The 17,544-nt window shown below is 44.7% G+C and carries 21 protein-coding genes; 7 read left to right on the top strand and 14 right to left on the bottom strand.

Annotated features, from left to right (window positions below):
* Positions 1-7 precede the first annotated feature (7 nt).
* The 3 genes from H0266_RS09990 to H0266_RS09980 all read right to left on the bottom strand — a co-directional run bounded on the left by H0266_RS09990 (position 8) and on the right by H0266_RS09980 (position 3,453).
* Positions 8-1,303 (bottom strand): HD domain-containing protein, encoded by a 1,296-nt coding sequence (locus H0266_RS09990; RefSeq protein ID WP_181472252.1) that lies wholly within the window; start codon positions 1,301-1,303, stop codon positions 8-10.
* Positions 1,304-1,569: 266 nt separating this feature from the next.
* Positions 1,570-2,580 (bottom strand): ABC transporter permease, encoded by a 1,011-nt coding sequence (locus tag H0266_RS09985; protein ID WP_181472251.1) that lies wholly within the window; start codon positions 2,578-2,580, stop codon positions 1,570-1,572.
* Entirely contained in the window at positions 2,581-3,453 is an 873-nt protein-coding gene (locus tag H0266_RS09980) for an ABC transporter permease subunit (RefSeq protein ID WP_181472250.1), read from the bottom strand.
* Between the two features lie 133 nt (positions 3,454-3,586).
* Here H0266_RS09980 and lipL point away from each other — a divergent pair, with 133 nt between their 5' ends.
* Positions 3,587-4,429 carry an octanoyl-[GcvH]:protein N-octanoyltransferase gene (gene lipL, locus H0266_RS09975; RefSeq protein ID WP_181472249.1) on the top strand — a complete coding sequence of 281 codons (843 nt, stop codon included), beginning with the start codon at positions 3,587-3,589 and terminating at the stop codon, positions 4,427-4,429.
* Positions 4,430-5,002: 573 nt separating this feature from the next.
* Here lipL and pta read toward each other — a convergent pair.
* Positions 5,003-5,977, bottom strand: coding sequence for a phosphate acetyltransferase (gene pta / locus H0266_RS09970; RefSeq protein WP_181472248.1), 975 nt, complete (start codon positions 5,975-5,977; stop codon positions 5,003-5,005).
* A gap of 256 nt (positions 5,978-6,233) precedes the next feature.
* On the opposite strand from pta, the gene hemQ reads away from it, so the two are divergent.
* On the top strand, positions 6,234-6,971 hold the full coding sequence (gene hemQ / locus H0266_RS09965) for a hydrogen peroxide-dependent heme synthase (RefSeq protein ID WP_181472247.1): 738 nt from the start codon (positions 6,234-6,236) through the stop codon (positions 6,969-6,971).
* Between the two features lie 48 nt (positions 6,972-7,019).
* Here hemQ and H0266_RS09960 read toward each other — a convergent pair whose 3' ends face one another.
* Both H0266_RS09960 and H0266_RS09955 read right to left on the bottom strand, forming a co-directional pair.
* On the bottom strand, positions 7,020-7,532 hold the full coding sequence (locus tag H0266_RS09960; protein ID WP_181472829.1) for a DNA topology modulation protein: 513 nt from the start codon (positions 7,530-7,532) through the stop codon (positions 7,020-7,022).
* Positions 7,533-7,592: 60 nt separating this feature from the next.
* Complete coding sequence (locus H0266_RS09955; RefSeq protein WP_181472246.1) at positions 7,593-8,486, bottom strand: SDR family oxidoreductase; 894 nt, start codon at positions 8,484-8,486, stop codon at positions 7,593-7,595.
* A gap of 454 nt (positions 8,487-8,940) precedes the next feature.
* Between H0266_RS09955 and H0266_RS09950 the strand changes: the two genes are divergently transcribed.
* Both H0266_RS09950 and H0266_RS09945 read left to right on the top strand, forming a co-directional pair.
* The gene (locus tag H0266_RS09950) at positions 8,941-9,324 is read left to right on the top strand and encodes a sporulation protein (RefSeq protein WP_246363859.1); all 384 of its coding nucleotides are present in this window, start codon (positions 8,941-8,943) and stop codon (positions 9,322-9,324) included.
* A 23-nt stretch (positions 9,325-9,347) separates the two neighbouring features.
* Positions 9,348-10,127 (top strand): TerC family protein, encoded by a 780-nt coding sequence (locus tag H0266_RS09945; protein WP_181472245.1) that lies wholly within the window; start codon positions 9,348-9,350, stop codon positions 10,125-10,127.
* 83 nt (positions 10,128-10,210) lie between these two features.
* Here H0266_RS09945 and H0266_RS09940 read toward each other — a convergent pair whose 3' ends face one another.
* The 6 genes from H0266_RS09940 to H0266_RS09915 all read right to left on the bottom strand — a co-directional run bounded on the left by H0266_RS09940 (position 10,211) and on the right by H0266_RS09915 (position 15,086).
* Positions 10,211-10,372: a hypothetical protein gene (locus H0266_RS09940; protein WP_181472244.1), complete on the bottom strand. Its 162-nt coding sequence runs from the start codon at positions 10,370-10,372 to the stop codon at positions 10,211-10,213.
* Positions 10,373-10,429: 57 nt separating this feature from the next.
* On the bottom strand, positions 10,430-11,155 hold the full coding sequence (locus H0266_RS09935; RefSeq protein WP_181472243.1) for an ABC transporter permease: 726 nt from the start codon (positions 11,153-11,155) through the stop codon (positions 10,430-10,432).
* Entirely contained in the window at positions 11,152-11,853 is a 702-nt protein-coding gene (locus H0266_RS09930; protein ID WP_181472242.1) for an ABC transporter permease, read from the bottom strand. Before H0266_RS09930 ends, H0266_RS09935 begins: the two co-directional genes overlap by 4 nt.
* The gene (locus H0266_RS09925; protein WP_181472241.1) at positions 11,831-12,763 is read right to left on the bottom strand and encodes an ABC transporter ATP-binding protein; all 933 of its coding nucleotides are present in this window, start codon (positions 12,761-12,763) and stop codon (positions 11,831-11,833) included. The genes H0266_RS09930 and H0266_RS09925 overlap by 23 nt, the downstream gene beginning before the upstream one ends.
* A gap of 281 nt (positions 12,764-13,044) precedes the next feature.
* Positions 13,045-14,421, bottom strand: a complete 1,377-nt coding sequence (locus H0266_RS09920; protein WP_181472240.1) for a HAMP domain-containing sensor histidine kinase — start codon at positions 14,419-14,421, stop codon at positions 13,045-13,047.
* Positions 14,418-15,086, bottom strand: a complete 669-nt coding sequence (locus H0266_RS09915) for a response regulator transcription factor (protein WP_181472239.1) — start codon at positions 15,084-15,086, stop codon at positions 14,418-14,420. The genes H0266_RS09920 and H0266_RS09915 overlap by 4 nt, the downstream gene beginning before the upstream one ends.
* Before the next feature lie 150 nt (positions 15,087-15,236).
* On the opposite strand from H0266_RS09915, the gene H0266_RS09910 reads away from it, so the two are divergent.
* The 3 genes from H0266_RS09910 (at position 15,237) to H0266_RS09900 (ending at position 16,598) form a co-directional block, all read left to right on the top strand.
* Positions 15,237-15,659: a cell wall hydrolase gene (locus H0266_RS09910; RefSeq protein WP_181472238.1), complete on the top strand. Its 423-nt coding sequence runs from the start codon at positions 15,237-15,239 to the stop codon at positions 15,657-15,659.
* Between the two features lie 39 nt (positions 15,660-15,698).
* A complete protein-coding gene (gerQ, locus tag H0266_RS09905) occupies positions 15,699-16,169 on the top strand; it encodes a spore coat protein GerQ (RefSeq protein WP_425484304.1) in 471 nt (156 codons plus the stop codon).
* Between the two features lie 180 nt (positions 16,170-16,349).
* The gene (locus H0266_RS09900; protein WP_181472237.1) at positions 16,350-16,598 is read left to right on the top strand and encodes a hypothetical protein; all 249 of its coding nucleotides are present in this window, start codon (positions 16,350-16,352) and stop codon (positions 16,596-16,598) included.
* On the opposite strand, the gene H0266_RS09895 is transcribed toward H0266_RS09900, so the two are convergent.
* Both H0266_RS09895 and H0266_RS09890 read right to left on the bottom strand, forming a co-directional pair.
* Positions 16,595-16,963, bottom strand: coding sequence for a DUF423 domain-containing protein (locus H0266_RS09895; RefSeq protein ID WP_181472236.1), 369 nt, complete (start codon positions 16,961-16,963; stop codon positions 16,595-16,597). The two genes, H0266_RS09900 and H0266_RS09895, sit on opposite strands and share 4 nt — an antisense overlap.
* Before the next feature lie 17 nt (positions 16,964-16,980).
* The gene (locus H0266_RS09890; protein ID WP_181472235.1) at positions 16,981-17,337 is read right to left on the bottom strand and encodes a YwdI family protein; all 357 of its coding nucleotides are present in this window, start codon (positions 17,335-17,337) and stop codon (positions 16,981-16,983) included.
* Positions 17,338-17,544 lie beyond the last annotated feature (207 nt).

The following is a 17,544-nucleotide window of genomic DNA, read 5'->3' as shown; positions in this document are numbered from 1 at the left end:
CTCACTCCTATCCATACAAAATTTCCATAATCCGTTTCTTCGTTTTACTACGACTAGACATCTCTTGAAGACGATCAAGAGGAATGTACAACTTGTGATCCGTCCGCTTTTTACCAGAAATCGACTCGACGATATCCGAAAGCCGGGACAGCTCCCTCAACTCCTGGTTCGGTTGCAGCAAGTGAATCGGCAGCCGCTCCTCTTCTTCACCTGGTCGGTAGAAATCATAAGGGAGATCCGAACTAGAATCGACGACTAAATAATAATCAGGATTCAACCCTGCTTTATTGAACAACTTATAAAGTTCCATCCATTCCTTCATTTGAGAATTCGGATTGAACTCGATGTATTTGAATAAACGACGATTCACAAACCGGTTACATAAATCACTCAATACCGGATCTTCTTCTTCCATCCATGTTTGGAAATAATACATGGTCACCATTTCGTCTAAAGCCAAGTACTCCGAAAGTGTCGGTGCGCCTGTGAAGAACGACAGGAAGTGAGTCGGCTTCAGCTTGAATTCATAATTCGATTCATACAGCTCTTTGGCACGGTGAAGGATCTTCGTCAAAATCACTTCTGCACTTCTCGTGACAGGGTGGAAGTACACCTGCCAATACATTTGATAACGGCTCATGATGTAGTCTTCGACCGCGTGCATACCACTCTCTTTAATCACAACCTGATCTTCCATCGGCCGCATGACACGCAGTATCCGCTCCATGTCAAAATGACCGTAACTGACGCCCGTGAAATACGCATCACGCTGAAGATAATCCATACGGTCTGCATCAATCTGACTCGAAATCAAGCTGACGACCAGTTTATTTTGATACGTCTTGTTGATGACATCCGCGACTTTTTTAGGAAAGCCTTCATCAACACGGCGCAAAACCTCGTTCACTTCTGTATCACCTAATAAAATCGCTTGGGTGAATTCTTCGTGATCGAGCTTGAACACTTTTTCGAACGAGTGTGAAAAAGGACCATGACCAAGATCGTGTAAGAGCGCAGCGCTCAAGCAAAGCAGACGCTCATCACCGTCCCAATTCGGTCGATCTTTAAAGTTCTCAATGATCCGTCTCACAATCTCATAAACACCGAGAGAGTGATTGAAACGGCTGTGCTCTGCGCCATGGAACGTTAAATATGACGTCCCTAACTGTTTGACGCGCCTGAGTCTTTGAAATTCAGCTGTTCCCACCAGGTCCCAGATCACACGATCACGAACGTGGATGTACCGGTGAACAGGGTCTTTAAATACCTTTTCTTCACTTAACTTCTCATCACGATAAGCCATCTGTTGGTCCTTTCTAAACGACATTTTTTCTATTATATACCTTTTATTCCGACAAAAAAACATCTTGATTTTTGAGTAAACTTAAAGTCATGTTGTCACCCTTGTTGGAAAAGGCGTCACAGGTTCATCATTTTATCAAAATCTGTCGAAATTGAGTAGTCCATTTTTTTATTCCCGAACCTCTTCCATCTTATTAAGGAAAAAGGAATCTGAAAGCCTTTCAAATCGAAGCTTCTCTGAGTACAAAACTAAAAGTGCTTTACTATTTATTCGGCGCGTTTTTCGATGAATTCGAATGACTTTTCCTTGCTAAAGCTTTCTTTACTCTGAGGCTGAAATGGGATGGTTTGTGTTCGATCTGTCGACTGAAGGTGCTTTTGGATGCCGTATGAGATCCCGATGATGGACATGACGAACAAGACTAGAAAGGTCATAGGGGCTATGAGCAGCCAGGGCAGGTTGGTCATGATGGTGTCGTAATACATGCCGACAATCGAAGCCCAGTCATAGGTGAACGGGGTCGGCGGTTCAGCCCCTAGTCCAAAGCTTCTATCCGTCCCACCGAAGAACATTTCAAACACACCTAAGTGTGTCAGAATCAACAAGGCTTGAATCGATTGAATCGAGATGAGTTGAATGAACCTCCCTCTTAGATGAGGCAGCAAATGTCTCCTGAACAAGTGCCACTTTCGTCCGCCTAGTACGCGACTCGATTGGATATACTCTCTTTTCAAAAGTTCACTTACTTCATTCGCAATTAAAATGGCTGCAGGTGGAACTAGCAGTAGACCGATTACGAGAACCTCCACAAAGATCCGGTAGGCTAGCGTTGTCGGAAAGCCTTCGAATGGCTCAATCAACAAAGGTTCTAAGAAGTTATACGCAATCAACGATGCCGGAATGAAATAAAGAACCGAAATGGTTTGTTCGACGCCTTTAAACCATGGTTTTTGTTGATAGAAACCCATCGGTGTTCCGATAATCAAAGCTAAAGCAAAACTCATAAACGCAATGACAAAGGTTCCAAGGATGGTGTACTTAGCTCCTTGGATGATATAGAACAACAAGTGGTTTCCAGCCATATCCGTTCCTAGAATCGTGTGATCCAGTGGAGCGAAGGGAGCCGCTCTGTCCAGCACGTTTTCACTACTATAGACATACGGTGTCTTCGGTATGACACTGTCAAAAAACAAGGCATGAATGAAACTGCTTAAAAGCATTATGCCGATAAATAAAACGCCTAATAGAAAAGTAGGTTGTTTGAAGAGAAATTTCATTTACAACGACACCTCCTGTTTCGTCGCATAATACAAGGCCACTTCTACACCCTTTAAAAAGATGTACACAGGAATGAAGAACATGATGGCTGTCACAAAGAACACAGCCGGTTGTGAGTAAGACAGTAAAAACGTCGTCATCCCGAAATTATTGAACAAGTATTCAACAATCAAAAGGTTGCTGAGCATCAAACTGATGATGAACTTCAGCTGGAAGGCAAGCCTTACAAACAAATTACGGAGCATATGTACAATGGTGATCCATAGAGGATGCAGCCCTTTTCCTTTGGCCAACTCCACATAGGGTCTGTACCCTTCTTCTTCAAGCATCGACAGCATGGATTTTAAAAAAAAGATACCAGGTAAAATCGACAGCACAATGCCCGGGACGAGAATCGCTTCCTGCTCCCCTGCGCCAGTAAATTTAGCAAACTTAAGATCAAGCTCTACATAGATCCATACGAGGATGATTTGTGAGCCAAGTACATACACAACGTCCGGCACACTTTGAAAAAGGGAAGCGATCGATATTACCCCTTTATACAAACGATCCGTCAGCATACGTAACACAATACTGAGTACGAGCGCGGCTAGAAATGCCAATACGAGCGCAATACTCAAAACAAAAAAAGAACTGCCGAATGCTTTGAAGATGATCGGGAACAACTCGCGTTCTACGCCCGATTTAGGATTTACATAAGTGAGTGAATCTGGTTGGAGTAACCCCGTAAAAACAGTAGTGATGTTCTCAAGGCCGGGCCAATGTAATCCGACGGAGGTCATGAATAGCGGAGATATACTGATGAGAAAAATACCGATCATTAAATAAATAGGGTACAGAACTTCTTTTTTCATGAATCTGATCCAATTCATAGTTAAACACCTCATTTTTCCTTTTTTTACTATATCATACTTTTTTCGACATGTGTGCATCTCCGCAATTCATGGACGATTCTTTGATATACTGATACCATATCATCATTGAAGATGCGAAGGAGCGAACAACATGCAAGAAACACATAGATTATTAACCACGACGTCTTATCGCTTCATAGACCAAAGCAATCTTGGACCAACCTTTAATGCCCTCCAGTCGTTCGCGACAGACGACTCGCTTGCGATTTCGGTTGGTGAAGGCTCTAGTCCGACGACCGCCCGATTATGGGTTCACCATGACACCATTGTACTTGGCATTCCAGATGCCCGGCTGCCTTATATTCAGGAAGGAGTCGGATATTTGAAATCCCAAGGGTATAAGGTCATTGTAAGGAACTCAGGAGGTCTCGCGGTTGTGCTGGATGAAGGGGTACTTAATCTCTCTCTTATTTTCCCTAACCCAGAAGGCGTGAACATACACGAAGGCTACGATGCCATGGTTTCCTTTATTGAATTGCTTTTTGAAGATGTAACCACGGATATCGAAGCTTATGAAATCACGCGCTCCTATTGTCCAGGTACATATGATTTAAGTATCGATGGCAAAAAGTTCGCTGGTATCTCTCAACGACGTGTGAAAAATGGATCAGCGGTTCAGATTTATTTAGACGTTACAGGGAGCGGTTCTGAACGAGCGGCGTTATTGAAGACCTTCTATGAAATAGGAAAAAAAGGTGAAGAGACGAGGTTCACGTATCCGGATATCCATCCAAGCGTGATGGCTTCTCTCAATGAACTGCTCGGAACATCGATGACGGTTTCCGATGTGCGCGATCGAATCTTACGGAAGCTCTATGATTTATCAGGCCATATTGTAACGGACCCTCTTGAAGGGGAAGAAATCGTGAATTTCGAGAAGCGATTTGAACAAATGATCAAGCGGAATGCAAAAGCGCTGGAAAACCTCACCTAGAGGTCCAGCGCTTTTTTTGTAACAGTTGTTCAATTGGTCAAAGTGTTAAGGAATCGTCACCTTAGAATAGATAGGGATGGTTTTGAAACAACTCGCTTTCCTGTGGTGGGACCGGCAAGCCTCCTCCGTCGTTTACACGACCTGAGGTGTCTCGCCTGAGCTCTTCTCCCACGGGAGTCTCGCTGTTTTAAAACCACCCCTCCGACATTGAGAATGACGTATCCATGGCATAGTGAATGCTCCATTCCTAGGTTCGAGAACAACGCTATCGATCACGACAACCACCCTGGGCACACCTTTACATGAATCAGCTCGCTCAGGGTTTCCGTTCTCCTTACAGAATCAAGATGGGCCGGGAAATTGCGAGACTCCTGTGGGATGTACATGATCGGTGAGATCCCGCAAGGCGAAGCCTGAGGAAGCTCACCTAAGGGGATGTTCGAACTAAAACCGCCACATCGTGTGGCAACAGCGAGTGATTTCCCGGCCCATTAAACGCTACACTTTCCAAAGGAAACCGCCTGAATACAAATAAAATACCACGACTGTTTCAGCCGTGGTATTCGTTGACTATTATTGAACGGATTGTGCTGCTGTGATGATGGCAAGTTTGTAGACATCATCAGAGTTACAGCCACGAGACAAGTCGTTTACTGGCTGGTTCAACCCTTGAAGGACAGGACCTACTGCATCGAAGTTCCCTAAACGCTGAGCGATTTTGTAACCGATGTTACCCGCTTCAAGGCTTGGGAAGATAAATGTGTTCGCTTGTCCTTTCAGCGGGGAATCGGGCGCTTTTTTCTCTGCAACAGATGGCACGAATGCCGCATCGAATTGGAACTCTCCGTCAATGACGAGGTCCGAATTCTGCTCTTTAGCTAGTCCAAGTGCTTCTGTCACTTTTTCTGTTTCTGGAGACTTAGCAGAGCCTCGTGTAGAGAAGCTCAACATCGCGACTTTCGGATCGATATCGAACAGTTCAGCCGTCTCTGCACTAGCTAGCGCAATTTCCGCTAAGTCTTGGCTGTCTGGATTGATATTGATCGCACAGTCTGCGAATACATATTTCTCTTCATCACGAACCATCACGAACACACCAGACGTCTTCTTGATGCCAGGTTTTGTTTTGATGATTTGCAATGCTGGACGCACGGTATCTGCCGTTGAATGAGCCGCACCACTAACTAATCCGTCTGCTTTGCCCATATAAACAAGCATCGTACCGAAGTAGTTCTCATCTTGTAGCATCTCACGGGCTTTTTCTTCCGTCGCTTTACCTTTACGGCGTTCCACAAAGCTTGCCACCATTTCGTCATAAGCTTCGTAATTTGCTGGATCCAGAATTTCTGCACCAGAGACATCCACTTTTAATTCTGATGCTTTCTGTTCTACTTTTTCTTTATTTCCGACTAGTACAGGTGTGAGTAGACCATCTGCACCTAGTTGACTGACTGCTGTAAGGATACGCTCATCTAAACCTTCAGGAAACACGACTTTCTTGCCTTTTCCGTCAATTTTAGCTTTCAAAGTATCAAATAGGTTACTCATGTTTAACCCTCCATTTTTTCATTTCTGTTATATATGATAAGACCTTTTGTGTTTAATTGAAAGTGGTTCGTATCGAATTTCCCAAAGGAAGCGATTCCAATTTCACTTTACCCTTATTTCACCGTTCTCATTCACCCTATCCCCCATTCGGCATTCAAATGAAAGCTGAACGATGAAGAAGAACAGCGAACTGTGTTATATTGAGAATGGAGTTTTTACTACACTTAACCATTTAAATAAAAGGAGCGATCACACCATGCCAGAAGCAGTTATTACGATGGATGGTTGGTACTGCTTGCATGATTTCCGTTCAATCGATTGGACAGCCTGGAAATATGCGAGTAACGAAGACCGCGAGCAAGCCATCAACGAATTTCAACAATTGATTGGAAAATGGGAAGATACAGAGAAGAGCAAAGAAGGAAGCCATGCTTTATATACAATCGTTGGTCAAAAAGCTGACTTCATGATGATGATTCTTCGTCCGACGATGGAAGAATTGAATGAAATCGAAACGACTTTCAATAAAACGAAGCTTGCTGAATTCACGACCCCTGCTTACTCTTACGTATCTGTTGTGGAGCTTTCCAACTATATGGGGAACACGGATGAAAACGATCCGGAAATCCAAGCTCGCCTGAAGCCGACGTTACCGAAGTGGAATCATATTTGCTTCTACCCGATGGACAAGCGTCGTCAGGGCAACGACAACTGGTATGTCCTTGAGAAGGAAGACCGTGCGAAGTTGATGTACGCTCACGGTATGACCGGTCGTCAGTATGCCGGAAAAATCCGTCAGATCATTACAGGATCGATCGGTTTCGATGATTGGGAATGGGGCGTCACGCTATTTGCGCATGACATGCTTCAGTTCAAAAAGCTTGTCTATGAGATGCGTTTCGATGAAGTCACGTCCCGCTATGGTGACTTCGGCTCGTTCTATGTCGGGAATATCTTGAAGCCGGAAGCGGTTGAACAATTCTTCCACATTTAAATGTTAAACGTAACGCCCTCTGCAATGTTGCAGAGGGCGTTTCTACGTTCACTGTTTGTAGACACTCTCAATGAACTGCTGAACCTCTTTAGACGATTTCAGGATGACGACACGCTGATTATCAGACAATTGTTCGAGTCGATTTATTATTTCCGGCCTCTTCGTTTTAGGATACGACCAAATCCATTTGAAAAATTCAAAGTCGAATCGTTCCTCGCAACCCTCTGCCATATCTGGTCTTGCTCTATTTCGAAACTTCACCATTCTTTTGAATGCACGGTACATACAAATGGTTCTTGGCATATCGAGAAAGATGATGGTATCTGCAGCACGTAACCTTATATCCATGGTCCCGCCATAGTTGCCATCGATGATCCATCCTTCTTTTTCCACTAAATCATGTTGCACTTCCCTTTTCTCATCCTTTGGAACTCCTACCCAACCAGGCTTCCAAAATAAAGCATCAAGATGATACACGTTTATGTTCAGCTTTTTTCCTAGGTTTCTTGCCAGAGTTGATTTGCCTGAACCACCTGAACCGATAAGCATGACTTTTTTCATAAACACCCCTATTCCCCTGAATTCAAGTTGATTTAGCTCTCACCGTTTCAAACCCGGATTTCACCTTTCTGCATCAGGACCGAATAACTTCTTATAATGCTCTCCCCAATCTGGTTGGGTGCCGTTAATATCTGTAAAGTTATATACATGCATCAGGTCCCAAGAAGACAGCGCTTTGCCATTGTAGCGATGAACACCTGGATCAGCTGCAAGGGCAGCGACGGCTCTTCCAATGTAAAAGGGTGATTCTGAAGCGATGAAATTTTCATCTACTTGAGCCCCATCCCTCCAGTTTTCTTCTGTGACACCAAAAATCTCTAACATCTCTTCAGAACGGAGAAATCCTGGTGTTACCGCTAGCGAGGTAATCCCCGATAGTTCTCTACTGTTCAATTGTTCTGCCATCACTTCTGCCATATGAATGACCCCAGTTTTCGCCAGACTGTATGATAAAGGACCACGTACTTGGTAGGTTTGGCCGTCCGTGATTTCTACTATCAACCCTTGCCCCTTCTCCACCATTAATGGCACACCATATCGACTTGTGATTACGTGTGTATGTATTGCGTTTTCCAAAATTCGAAAGGTGTTCTGTACATCATCTTCCCAAAAGGTCTTTTCCCATTGAATCATGGATTCGGACCCCCAAATATCATTAACTAAAATGTCCAGTTGACCGCTTTGCTCGTCCTGAACACGTTCAAAGAACATTTCCACTTCACTTTCAACGGAATGATCCAATCGAACAGGGATTCCGACCCCACCACGTTCATTGACCATTTCAGCTGTGTCCTCAATCGTTTCGGGACGATCAATCGGAGATCTGTTCTTTCTTGTACTGCGCCCCGTGCAATAGACAGTAGCACCAGCCTCCCCCAAGCTTACGGCAATGCCTCTACCTGCTCCACGGGTGGACCCTGCAACAACGGCTACTTTTCCTTCCAATGGTTTCAAATCGACCATCCTCCTTCATGTCCTGTTGTTATTTAATCTCCTCTTTACTATTTCAATAAAAAGGAAAGCGTTCCTTCTTCATTTCCTTTCATTAAGTGAGAATGGTGTCTAAAAAAAGGATTTGGCTACCGCATGAATAATCAAAATAAATATATTGACTAAATTGTAAAAATAATCTAATATAAAATTACAGTTATCGAGTAAAAACTGTGCTCTACATGAGCTTATAACACTCCAAAGGGGAGTAGCTTACAGTTATGTCGACAATACGTGATGCATACATCACCGGCTTAACTGGCAACTTAACGTTGTTTGCGAGACCTTTGCCATTTTTGGTAAAGGGATAAATATCATCATTCCAACCTTTACCAGACTTATGGTAAAGGTTTTTTATATGTATTTTAGGGGAGAACCCCTAAAGTTCTCCAATCATTTCATTAGGGGGTAAAGAGCATTGATTGCTAAAATGTTCAGTTACTTAAAAGTCGGTTCACCAAAGGTTGACCTTGTATTACATGCCAACAAGATAGAGACTGGAGGTCATCTTTCTGGATCTTTTCATTTATATGGCGGCTGGTTCACTCAAAAAATCAAACGGCTGGAGTGTGATTTAGTTCAAGTCTCAGGCGGCAAGGCGCAAGTCATCCAGCCGGTCACGACGGTGTTGATGTCTGATGTCATTGAATCAGGCGACCAAAAAGAATTCCCGTTCCGTTACCTGGTTCCGGAATCTCTTAAGCCGACAGACGAAAACTGTACGTATCGGCTGCAGACGAAAATTGTTTTTGAAGACGACATCCAAACTTTAGATCACGATGACCTTATCGTCATCACATAACATATCTTAAAGGAGAACATGAATTGGACATTACATTATTAATGGAGTACGGCTGGGTATTATTGATTCTTATCGGGCTTGAGGGCATTCTAGCCGCGGATAATGCGTTGGTCATCGCGACAATGGTGAAACACTTACCAGAAAATCAAAGGAAGAAAGCTTTATTCTATGGCTTGGCAGGTGCGTTCGCCTTCCGTTTTGGATCTCTATTCCTGATATCCTACCTTGTCCACATTTGGCAGGTACAGGCGATTGGAGCGATCTATCTCATCGGAATCGCGGCCTACCACCTTTTGAAAAAACATGTATTAAAGCCGAAGTTGATCAAATCGGCTGAAGAGAAAAAAGGTTCCGGATTCTGGGTGACTGTCATTAAGGTTGAGCTTGCCGATATCGCGTTTGCCGTCGACTCCATCTTAGCCGCTGTTGCGTTAGCTATCACTTTGCCACTTGCGAACTTGCCTGAAATCGGTGGACTCAACGGAGGACACTTCGCTGTCGTTCTTGCCGGAGGAATCATCGGCCTCGTCATCATGCGATTCGCCGCTGGATACTTTGTCACTTTGCTCGACCGTAGACCTGGGCTCGAAACGGCAGCCTACTTGGTTGTCGCTTGGGTAGGAATCAAGCTCGCTGTCTATACGCTGGCCCATCCAGAGCTTGCTGTATTAGCAGAAGGCTTCGCAAAAAGTGCGGAGTGGAAGGCTGTCTTCTGGACCGTCCTTCTTTCGATCGGAATCGGCGGTTGGTTGCTATCAAAAGAAAAACCAGCTCATGCCGAGGAAACGACGAAGGCTATATAACTCACCGAAAAGGGGTCTGTTCACTCAGACCCTTTTTCCATTTCTACAAATAAAAAAAGACCTCATCTATCCGATGAAGTCCGTTAGATTCCGTCCCACATATGACTGATGACTCTCCCGACTCCTCTCAGCAACCACAAGGCAGCACGGAGGGGTAGAAGAATCAACTCAGGTACCCAAAATAGAACCTCAAAAATCCCATCGCTTATACCGCTGCCTTTTTTCTCTCTCCTTCTTTTCTTCACATTCATGCGCCTCCCTTTAGCTTCCTTTTCTCATACGAATAGAAGCACAAGAAGGTTTCACACTACTTTTCTATGGATACTGGTCAACCCTCCGATAAAGAAGACGAGAAAACCACCAATCACCGCAACCATCATCGACTCAACAGATACGAAGAAACCTCCCATGATCCCTTCTGATTGAGGAAGCATCATCAAAAATGGCTGCGCCCATGGATAAAGAGGCCCGAATGTTTCAGAATTCACGACGAACATGTTCGGCATAGTCAGGATGACATTAACGGTAATGGCTGCTGCAAAACTTGACCAGACAAGCGCCACCCACAAAGTCAGCGCTGCTAAAGGAAGTGTCGCCACCCATCCCCCAGCAAGACTCCTGAAAAGATAGTCCCATGGAATTGCGCCTTCCAATCCCCTCGTGAACCCGACACCAAAGTAGGTGAGGAAGAATAAGCATTGATTGACTGCTATTACCAAAGCGACAATCACATATTTAGCCATAAACACGTGACGTCTCGACACAGGCATCGTGAACAGTTGCTTCCATGCATTGTGCTGATGTTCATACCGACAAATATAGGCAGAAAACACGGCCACCATCAACGGGAGAAAGAGTAAAGCATGAATCGAGACTCCAGTGGAGAGGAGGAATACCCACTGTGGTCCTTCTTCTGGCATCGGCATCGTCATTCCTGTAATCCCGACCAATAGGGGACTGAAGGTGAGAAGCCACCAGATTTTCGTGTTTCTTATTTTGATCCATTCAGATTTTAGTAAAGGTTTCATACAATATCCCTCCTCTTGAAATCGAGAACGCCTAAAGAAAGAATAACGATTCCTACTATCAACCCAAGCCCGACATAAGGAAGAGAATCGTGCTCAGGAAAAAGTAATGGCCATTTCCAAATCACCCAGTCCGGCGCATTATGACTATACATCGAAAAGACGGCCCCAAAGATCCCGACCGTCAATGGAACGGCTTGGTTTTTTTGAACGATGGACAACCACACTTGCAATGCGAGAACTGGAAGGCCTGCAATCATAGGATAGAAGCTGTTCTCGGCAATCCGGATAAGTGGAAAGTTCCAACCGAAGCCTAGACCCACACCTAAAAGGATCGTACCGAAAAATAAAAGGACCGAGGAAATCAAAATCATAAAGGCCACAACGAGAAACTTGGTGACAAACACGTCTCTTCTTTTGACAGGCAATGCGAGAATTTGCGTCCATGATCCTTGTTTGTGTTCGAGACTCGCTAGTTGGGAAGCTAGAATCGCCATCCCTAACAGCAAACCTGGCGCGACGAAAATGTTCACAAACGACAGGAGTCTCCCCCATACATCCGGATATGTCCGCATGATCCAATCATAACGAACCCCATAATTGACCAGCTGTAAGGAGATGACGCCAAAAGGACCAAGAAATACAAGAAACCAAAACCAAGGCTTCACTTTCATTGATTCAGCTTGCAGTGCTCGAAGCATCCAACTCGCCGCCTTTCGTCAAATCTAAGAAGATGTCCTCTAAGGTGTGACGATTCTCCTCGATGCGGTACACGCCAATCTGCTTTTGTGCCAGAAACGCGACGACCTCCGCTACTTCCCGATCACTTGTACCTTCAAGAAAAAGGTGGTCCGCATCACTTGATACTTTCCAGCCGTTACTTTGCAAATAACCCTTTGCTTTGGCGACATGACTGACCCTGATCGCAATTTGTGGCATCGCTTTATTTCTTAACTTTTCAATCGAGTCTTGATAAATCAACTTTCCTTTCGAAATGATTCCGACTCGAGTTGCCATTTGATCCATTTCACTTAATAAATGACTGGAAATCATGACCGTGATCCCGTATTTGCTCGGCATCGACTTGATCAATTCTCTCATTTCCTGAATACCAGAAGGGTCGAGTCCGTTTGTTGGTTCATCCAATACGAGAAGCTCGGGATTTCCTAGTAGGGATGCAGCAATGCCGAGACGTTGCTTCATGCCGAGCGAGTATTGTTTAACAGGTCTTCCCGCGTCCTTTGTTAAACGAACGATCTCGAGTACTTCATCAATCCGGGACTTTGGCACCTGTAATAAGATGCGTAAGGCCTCTAAATTGTCTCGACCACTCAGATGTTCATAGTACGAAGGCGATTCGACGAGGGACCCCATCCGTCTTAAACACTCCAGCTTGTTTTGATCAAACGTTTGACCAAATAGTTGAATATCTCCTTCTGACGGCTTCATAAGTCCGAGCAGCATGCGGATTGTCGTTGTCTTCCCCGCTCCATTCGGCCCGAGAAACCCATAAATATCCCCTTTAGAAATACGAAGATCTACACCGTCTACCGCTTTGTATTTCTTAAATGTTTTTGATAGATTGTTTGTTTGCACAATGATTTCACTCATTCCAACACCTCCATTATCATCTTAGATCGCCTGATTTAAAAACAAGGTTGGCATTGGTTTAAGTTTTGTTTAAATTTTTCCATATTTGCAGCTGGGTGGGATGATGTCCGAAAAAACGTATCTCTTGTCCGAATAGAGTGGGCGGGTGTCCGATAAACAGAACTTCTTGTCCGATATGTAGGGTAAGGACGTCCGAAATCGCATCTGATTTGTCCGATATCATATCAACAGCACACTCAATTCTAGACATTTTCAGATACAATACAAAAAAGAGCGACTGATTAAGCCAGCCGCTCCTGTCTGTTCGGTTCTTTATTGTAATGAATGATCACTTCCGTTCCATCACCAGAAGAATCCATCTCCCACTCCATCCCCATCTCACGTATCATAATATCGACAATGGATAGCCCTACTCCTGCCCCCTCTGCATTGGATGTGTGAGCCATTCCTTTTCCTCGATCTGCAATTTTCAGCATGGAGGGTTGGACAGAAACACCTACGTATTTGCCAATCGCCGCATGCCTCCATACATTTTGAAAAAGGTTATCCATGATCCGCTCCATCCACTTCGGATCGACTTGCCATTGGACGGGAGTTGAGCCGATATCGATATCCACTTCAATTTCAGTTTGTTCAAATGTTGCATACCAGTGGGCCGATACTTGCCTCACAAACCGATTCATGTCGACGTCCTGTTCATGATATGGGTACTTCTGACTGGTCAGTAACGAAAGAGACAAGAGATTATCAATCAGATAGCTTAACGAATCGATTTTATCATTCATCGATTGGATCGCTTGCTGCCCCTTGCGGCTGCTTACTTCATCGGTCACTTCAGCGAGCGATGCTCGAATCGTCGTCAAGGGCGTACGCAAGTCATGCGAGAGGCTGGCCATCCACTCTCGTCGGATCGCTTCTTCTTGTTGTTCACGTTTGCGGCTCTCGACAAGTTCTTTAACCATTTGATTGAAACTGACTTCAAGCTCGCCGATTTCATCATTCGATGTACGCTCCACGGGCGATGGTAAGCCCGCATCCCCTCGTTGATCCATGGCGACTTTCAATTGCTTAAGACGCCCATGAACTTTCTTGAAAAAAAGCCAAGACAAGACACCGAATCCGATGACGAGGACTCCGATCACAATAATGATGACAAAATCATAACTTCGACTTAATTTCGTAATCGGCGGGCCCAGGTGCTCGCGGTCGATTTGAGCAACGATCCAGCCTCTCGCACCCTCTTCACCGACAGAAGCGACAACCGTGAAGGGATTGCTATCGTAGTGTTCCTTCATAAATTGGACGGTAAAGGATTGACTCCATTGTTCAGGTATGTCAGTAAGCACATTCCAGCGCCCTTTCACGCCTCCGTTCTCTCCAACCCAAAACAGTCCCGCTTCCGGCATGTCTTCGTGAAGCTTCTCGAGTTCATCGATCACTCCACGATCGGTTTCCATCGACAATCCATCTGCTTGCTCATGCCAATGCTCTTCGAATGACTCGTGATTGCCATAAGGATCGTCCGGCTGTTCGATCATGACGGCAGGTACATATACCAATCCTGAAATAACAGGTATGGTAAACGGAAAAACAAACAGAGCCACAATAATGAGCACAAGATACTTCGCCTGCAGAGAAGATCTCCATTTCACCTTCATGCTCTCACCCTATAGCCAATCCCGCGTATCGTTTCGATGATTTCAGGTGTAGATGGATTCCGTTCGATTTTTTCACGCAGGTGACGAATATGCACCATTAGGGATTTATCCCCTTCTCTATAAGGCTCCCCCCACACGCCTTCATACAATTGTTCTTTTGTAAGAATTTGATTTAAATGCCTGATAAAAAAGTGGAAGATGGAGAATTGCTTGCCCGTTAACATGATTTCACGGTTGGATGACTGATCGACGACCACCTGTTGATCGAGTCGAACAGACAAATGCCCGATAGAGATCGTCTTCTCAGGTGCTTTCTCATATTTCCTGACTTGCACTTCAATTCGCTTTAACAATTCCTCTGGATGAAATGGTTTTGTCATATAATCATCGGCAAACTCGAGTCCTTCTAATTTATCTTCGATCGAGGTACGAGCAGACAGCATAATGACAGGAAGGTTCGGGTTCTGGCGTTTGATTCGCCTGCCTACAGAGAAACCGTCCAATCCTGGAAGCATGACGTCTAGAACCACTACACCATATGTTTGTAGATCGACAGGCAACTGGTAACCTGATGTCAGCCAGTGTGTATGATACCCCTCCTCTCGAAGCTTCTTCTCTACCCATTGTCCGATTTCCTGATCGTCTTCTATGTAAAGGATGTTCATATCGATGCTCCTTTTTTTACTTTCATCTTACATGATTTGGAATAGAATTGGCACACCCTCCTCCTATTTTTTATTCATAACTTGAACACCCATGTACATATAGTGATAAAGAACAACCATTCATGCCTGTATAAAAAGCGAGGTGACAGCATGGCTGTTATTGCTTACAACGAAGCGGATGTTAAGCTGCTTGCCAGACTTATGAGAGCAGAAGCCGAGGGTGATGGAAAACTTGGTATGTTGATGGTCGGGAATACGGGGGTCAACCGTGTTCGTGGGAACTGTATCGATTTCACGGATATCAATTCGATTCGGGATATGGTGTACCAAAGCCCCGGGGGATTCGAAGCTACCCAGAAAGGCTACTTCTACCAGCGGGCAAGAGAGAAGGACCAAAGACTAGCCCGTAAAACGATTAATGGCAAACGGTATCATCCCGCCTCCAATTCCCTTTGGTTCTTCATGCCTGAAGGAGAGTGCCCGGCGCAATGGTTTGGTCAGTGGAATACCGGAAGATACAAGTCCCATTGTTTCTATTCACCTACTCGAGCAGATTGTCCAAGTGTGTATTAATTTAAAGGAGTGATTGAATTGGCACATAAGCAACCACCTATGGGAGGCCAAGGCCAGCCTATGTACAATCAGGGAGGGTCCCCTTATTACCCGAACAATCCATACATGTATTACTATCCAAACGCCCCGATGTCGAATCAAGGGCAAGTAGCTGGCGCTGGGCAGCAAATTCCACAAATGCCTTCTGGACAGTTCAAGGGTGGGGTGAATCCGCCGAACATGCTGCCTAGTGAAGAATCGTATATCGAGAACATCCTGCGCCTGAATGCAGGTAAACCTGCCACGGTCTATATGACGTTCGAAAACAATGACCAGTGGAATGCGAAAGTGTTTAAAGGAATTGTGGAAGCGGCTGGGCGCGACCATATCATTTTAAGTGATCCTCAAACGGGCAAAAGGTACTTATTATTAATGATTTATTTAGATTATATTACGTTTGATGAGGAGATCGAATATAACTATCCGTTTAACGGCACATCGCCTGGAGCCGCCAATTACTCACCTAGATAATATAGAGTAACTTCAATCTGGGGGGTGTCCCCTAAGATTGCCCGCTAGACCGACCGGGCATTTAATTACCGTGTGATCACTTACCTTTCACGACTTCCCTTAACTTGGACGGCAAGCTAAGGCGGAAAAACTCGCTACTTGCTAGCGAGTTTTTCACTATGAACAGAAAAGGGTGAACGAATGAGACATCCTTACGAAAACTATCAAAAAGCACAGCTCGGCACACTGTTGCTGGCTGTTGTCCTATCCATTGTCGCCATGTTCCAACTCGAGCATCAATGGATCATCCTGCTCATGTTCTATGTATTATCAGTGAGTTTCCTCTTTGATGCCCTGATCGAAATAAAAAGGCAGCAGAAAGGATTTGCCATCATCCAACTGCTGCGCGCGATCATCATTTTTTTGTTCACAACGATTTTGTATTTTTAAACGTATTTGATGACCGCATACCCAAGCAGGATCCAGCCGATTAAAAAGGATAATCCACCAAGCGGTGTAATCATCGCAAACATCTTGATTCCTGTAGGTGCGTAGATATAAAGACTACCAGAGAACAGGATGATCCCTATGAAGAAAAACCACCCGGCTCCCGTCATCAATCCGGTCTGGATTTTGCTCATTAATAAGGCGGTCACAAAGAGAGCCATCGTGTGGAACATTTGGTAATCGACCGCTTTCCCCCATTGCTCTAACCCCTTCTCTGATACTTTCCCTTCTAATCCGTGTGCTCCGAACGCTCCAAGAGCAACAGCTAAAAAACCGTTGAATACGGCTAATATTAATAACAGTTTCATCGTATTCCCTTCCTCTCCTAGAAATCAAAAATCGATGCACCGTTGGCATCGTCCTCATCTTTTGTTCGCTCGTTCTGTGATGATTTCGGGTTCTCTCCGCCCATCATGGCTCGAATTTCATCAGGCGTTGGTTCACCTGTAGAAGGCTTTGCCTTGGTTGAGTTCGTCTGTCCCCCGCCCATCATGGCTTGTACTTCTTGACTCGTCGGCTCAATGACTGAGCGTTGTTGGTTATCTTGATCGAGCAATAGATCGGCCAGCAAACGAACGGAGCGGACGTGCTCTTTCACTTTCTCTTCGTTTCCATGCTGAAGCATCGCTTCTTGTATTTCATTCGACATTTTCTTTAAGACGGTTTGATTCGAAATCGCCATCGTAGTCAAACTCCTTTTTGCTTTTTAAAAATTGTATTCTGTGGTAGTTTAACACGTCCTGACAGGTTCTGTCTTATTCGGCTCGTGATTTTGCGAAATCCATCACAATAGGGGACTGTTTCGTCTTTTAAAGGTTGAGGAAGTTATGGGGGTTGGACTATATTTGTTGAGCCATATAAAAACGCCCAGGAGCGGTTAGGCTCTGGG

The sequence above is a fragment of the Halobacillus locisalis genome (genome assembly GCF_013694105.1).
Lineage (GTDB): Bacteria > Bacillota > Bacilli > Bacillales > Halobacillaceae > Halobacillus > Halobacillus locisalis.
The sequence above is the reverse complement of the archived record's forward strand: the minus strand, read 5'-3'. Positions and strand labels throughout refer to the sequence as shown.

Coding starts and splice junctions, on each gene's coding strand:
- H0266_RS09930 (WP_181472242.1), bottom strand. CDS start 11,853: ATGCTTCGAGCACTGCAAGCTGAATCAATGAAAGTGAAGCCTTGGTTT.
- H0266_RS09935 (WP_181472243.1), bottom strand. CDS start 11,155: ATGAAACCTTTACTAAAATCTGAATGGATCAAAATAAGAAACACGAAA.
- gerQ (WP_425484304.1), top strand. CDS start 15,699: ATGGGAGGCCAAGGCCAGCCTATGTACAATCAGGGAGGGTCCCCTTAT.
- H0266_RS09900 (WP_181472237.1), top strand. CDS start 16,350: ATGAGACATCCTTACGAAAACTATCAAAAAGCACAGCTCGGCACACTG.
- H0266_RS09985 (WP_181472251.1), bottom strand. CDS start 2,580: ATGAAATTTCTCTTCAAACAACCTACTTTTCTATTAGGCGTTTTATTT.
- H0266_RS09910 (WP_181472238.1), top strand. CDS start 15,237: ATGGCTGTTATTGCTTACAACGAAGCGGATGTTAAGCTGCTTGCCAGA.
- H0266_RS09920 (WP_181472240.1), bottom strand. CDS start 14,421: ATGAAGGTGAAATGGAGATCTTCTCTGCAGGCGAAGTATCTTGTGCTC.
- H0266_RS09960 (WP_181472829.1), bottom strand. CDS start 7,532: ATGAAAAAAGTCATGCTTATCGGTTCAGGTGGTTCAGGCAAATCAACT.
- H0266_RS09915 (WP_181472239.1), bottom strand. CDS start 15,086: ATGAACATCCTTTACATAGAAGACGATCAGGAAATCGGACAATGGGTA.
- lipL (WP_181472249.1), top strand. CDS start 3,587: ATGCAAGAAACACATAGATTATTAACCACGACGTCTTATCGCTTCATA.
- H0266_RS09890 (WP_181472235.1), bottom strand. CDS start 17,337: ATGGCGATTTCGAATCAAACCGTCTTAAAGAAAATGTCGAATGAAATA.
- H0266_RS09980 (WP_181472250.1), bottom strand. CDS start 3,453: ATGAATTGGATCAGATTCATGAAAAAAGAAGTTCTGTACCCTATTTAT.
- H0266_RS09990 (WP_181472252.1), bottom strand. CDS start 1,303: ATGGCTTATCGTGATGAGAAGTTAAGTGAAGAAAAGGTATTTAAAGAC.
- pta (WP_181472248.1), bottom strand. CDS start 5,977: ATGAGTAACCTATTTGATACTTTGAAAGCTAAAATTGACGGAAAAGGC.
- H0266_RS09895 (WP_181472236.1), bottom strand. CDS start 16,963: ATGAAACTGTTATTAATATTAGCCGTATTCAACGGTTTTTTAGCTGTT.
- H0266_RS09925 (WP_181472241.1), bottom strand. CDS start 12,763: ATGAGTGAAATCATTGTGCAAACAAACAATCTATCAAAAACATTTAAG.
- hemQ (WP_181472247.1), top strand. CDS start 6,234: ATGCCAGAAGCAGTTATTACGATGGATGGTTGGTACTGCTTGCATGAT.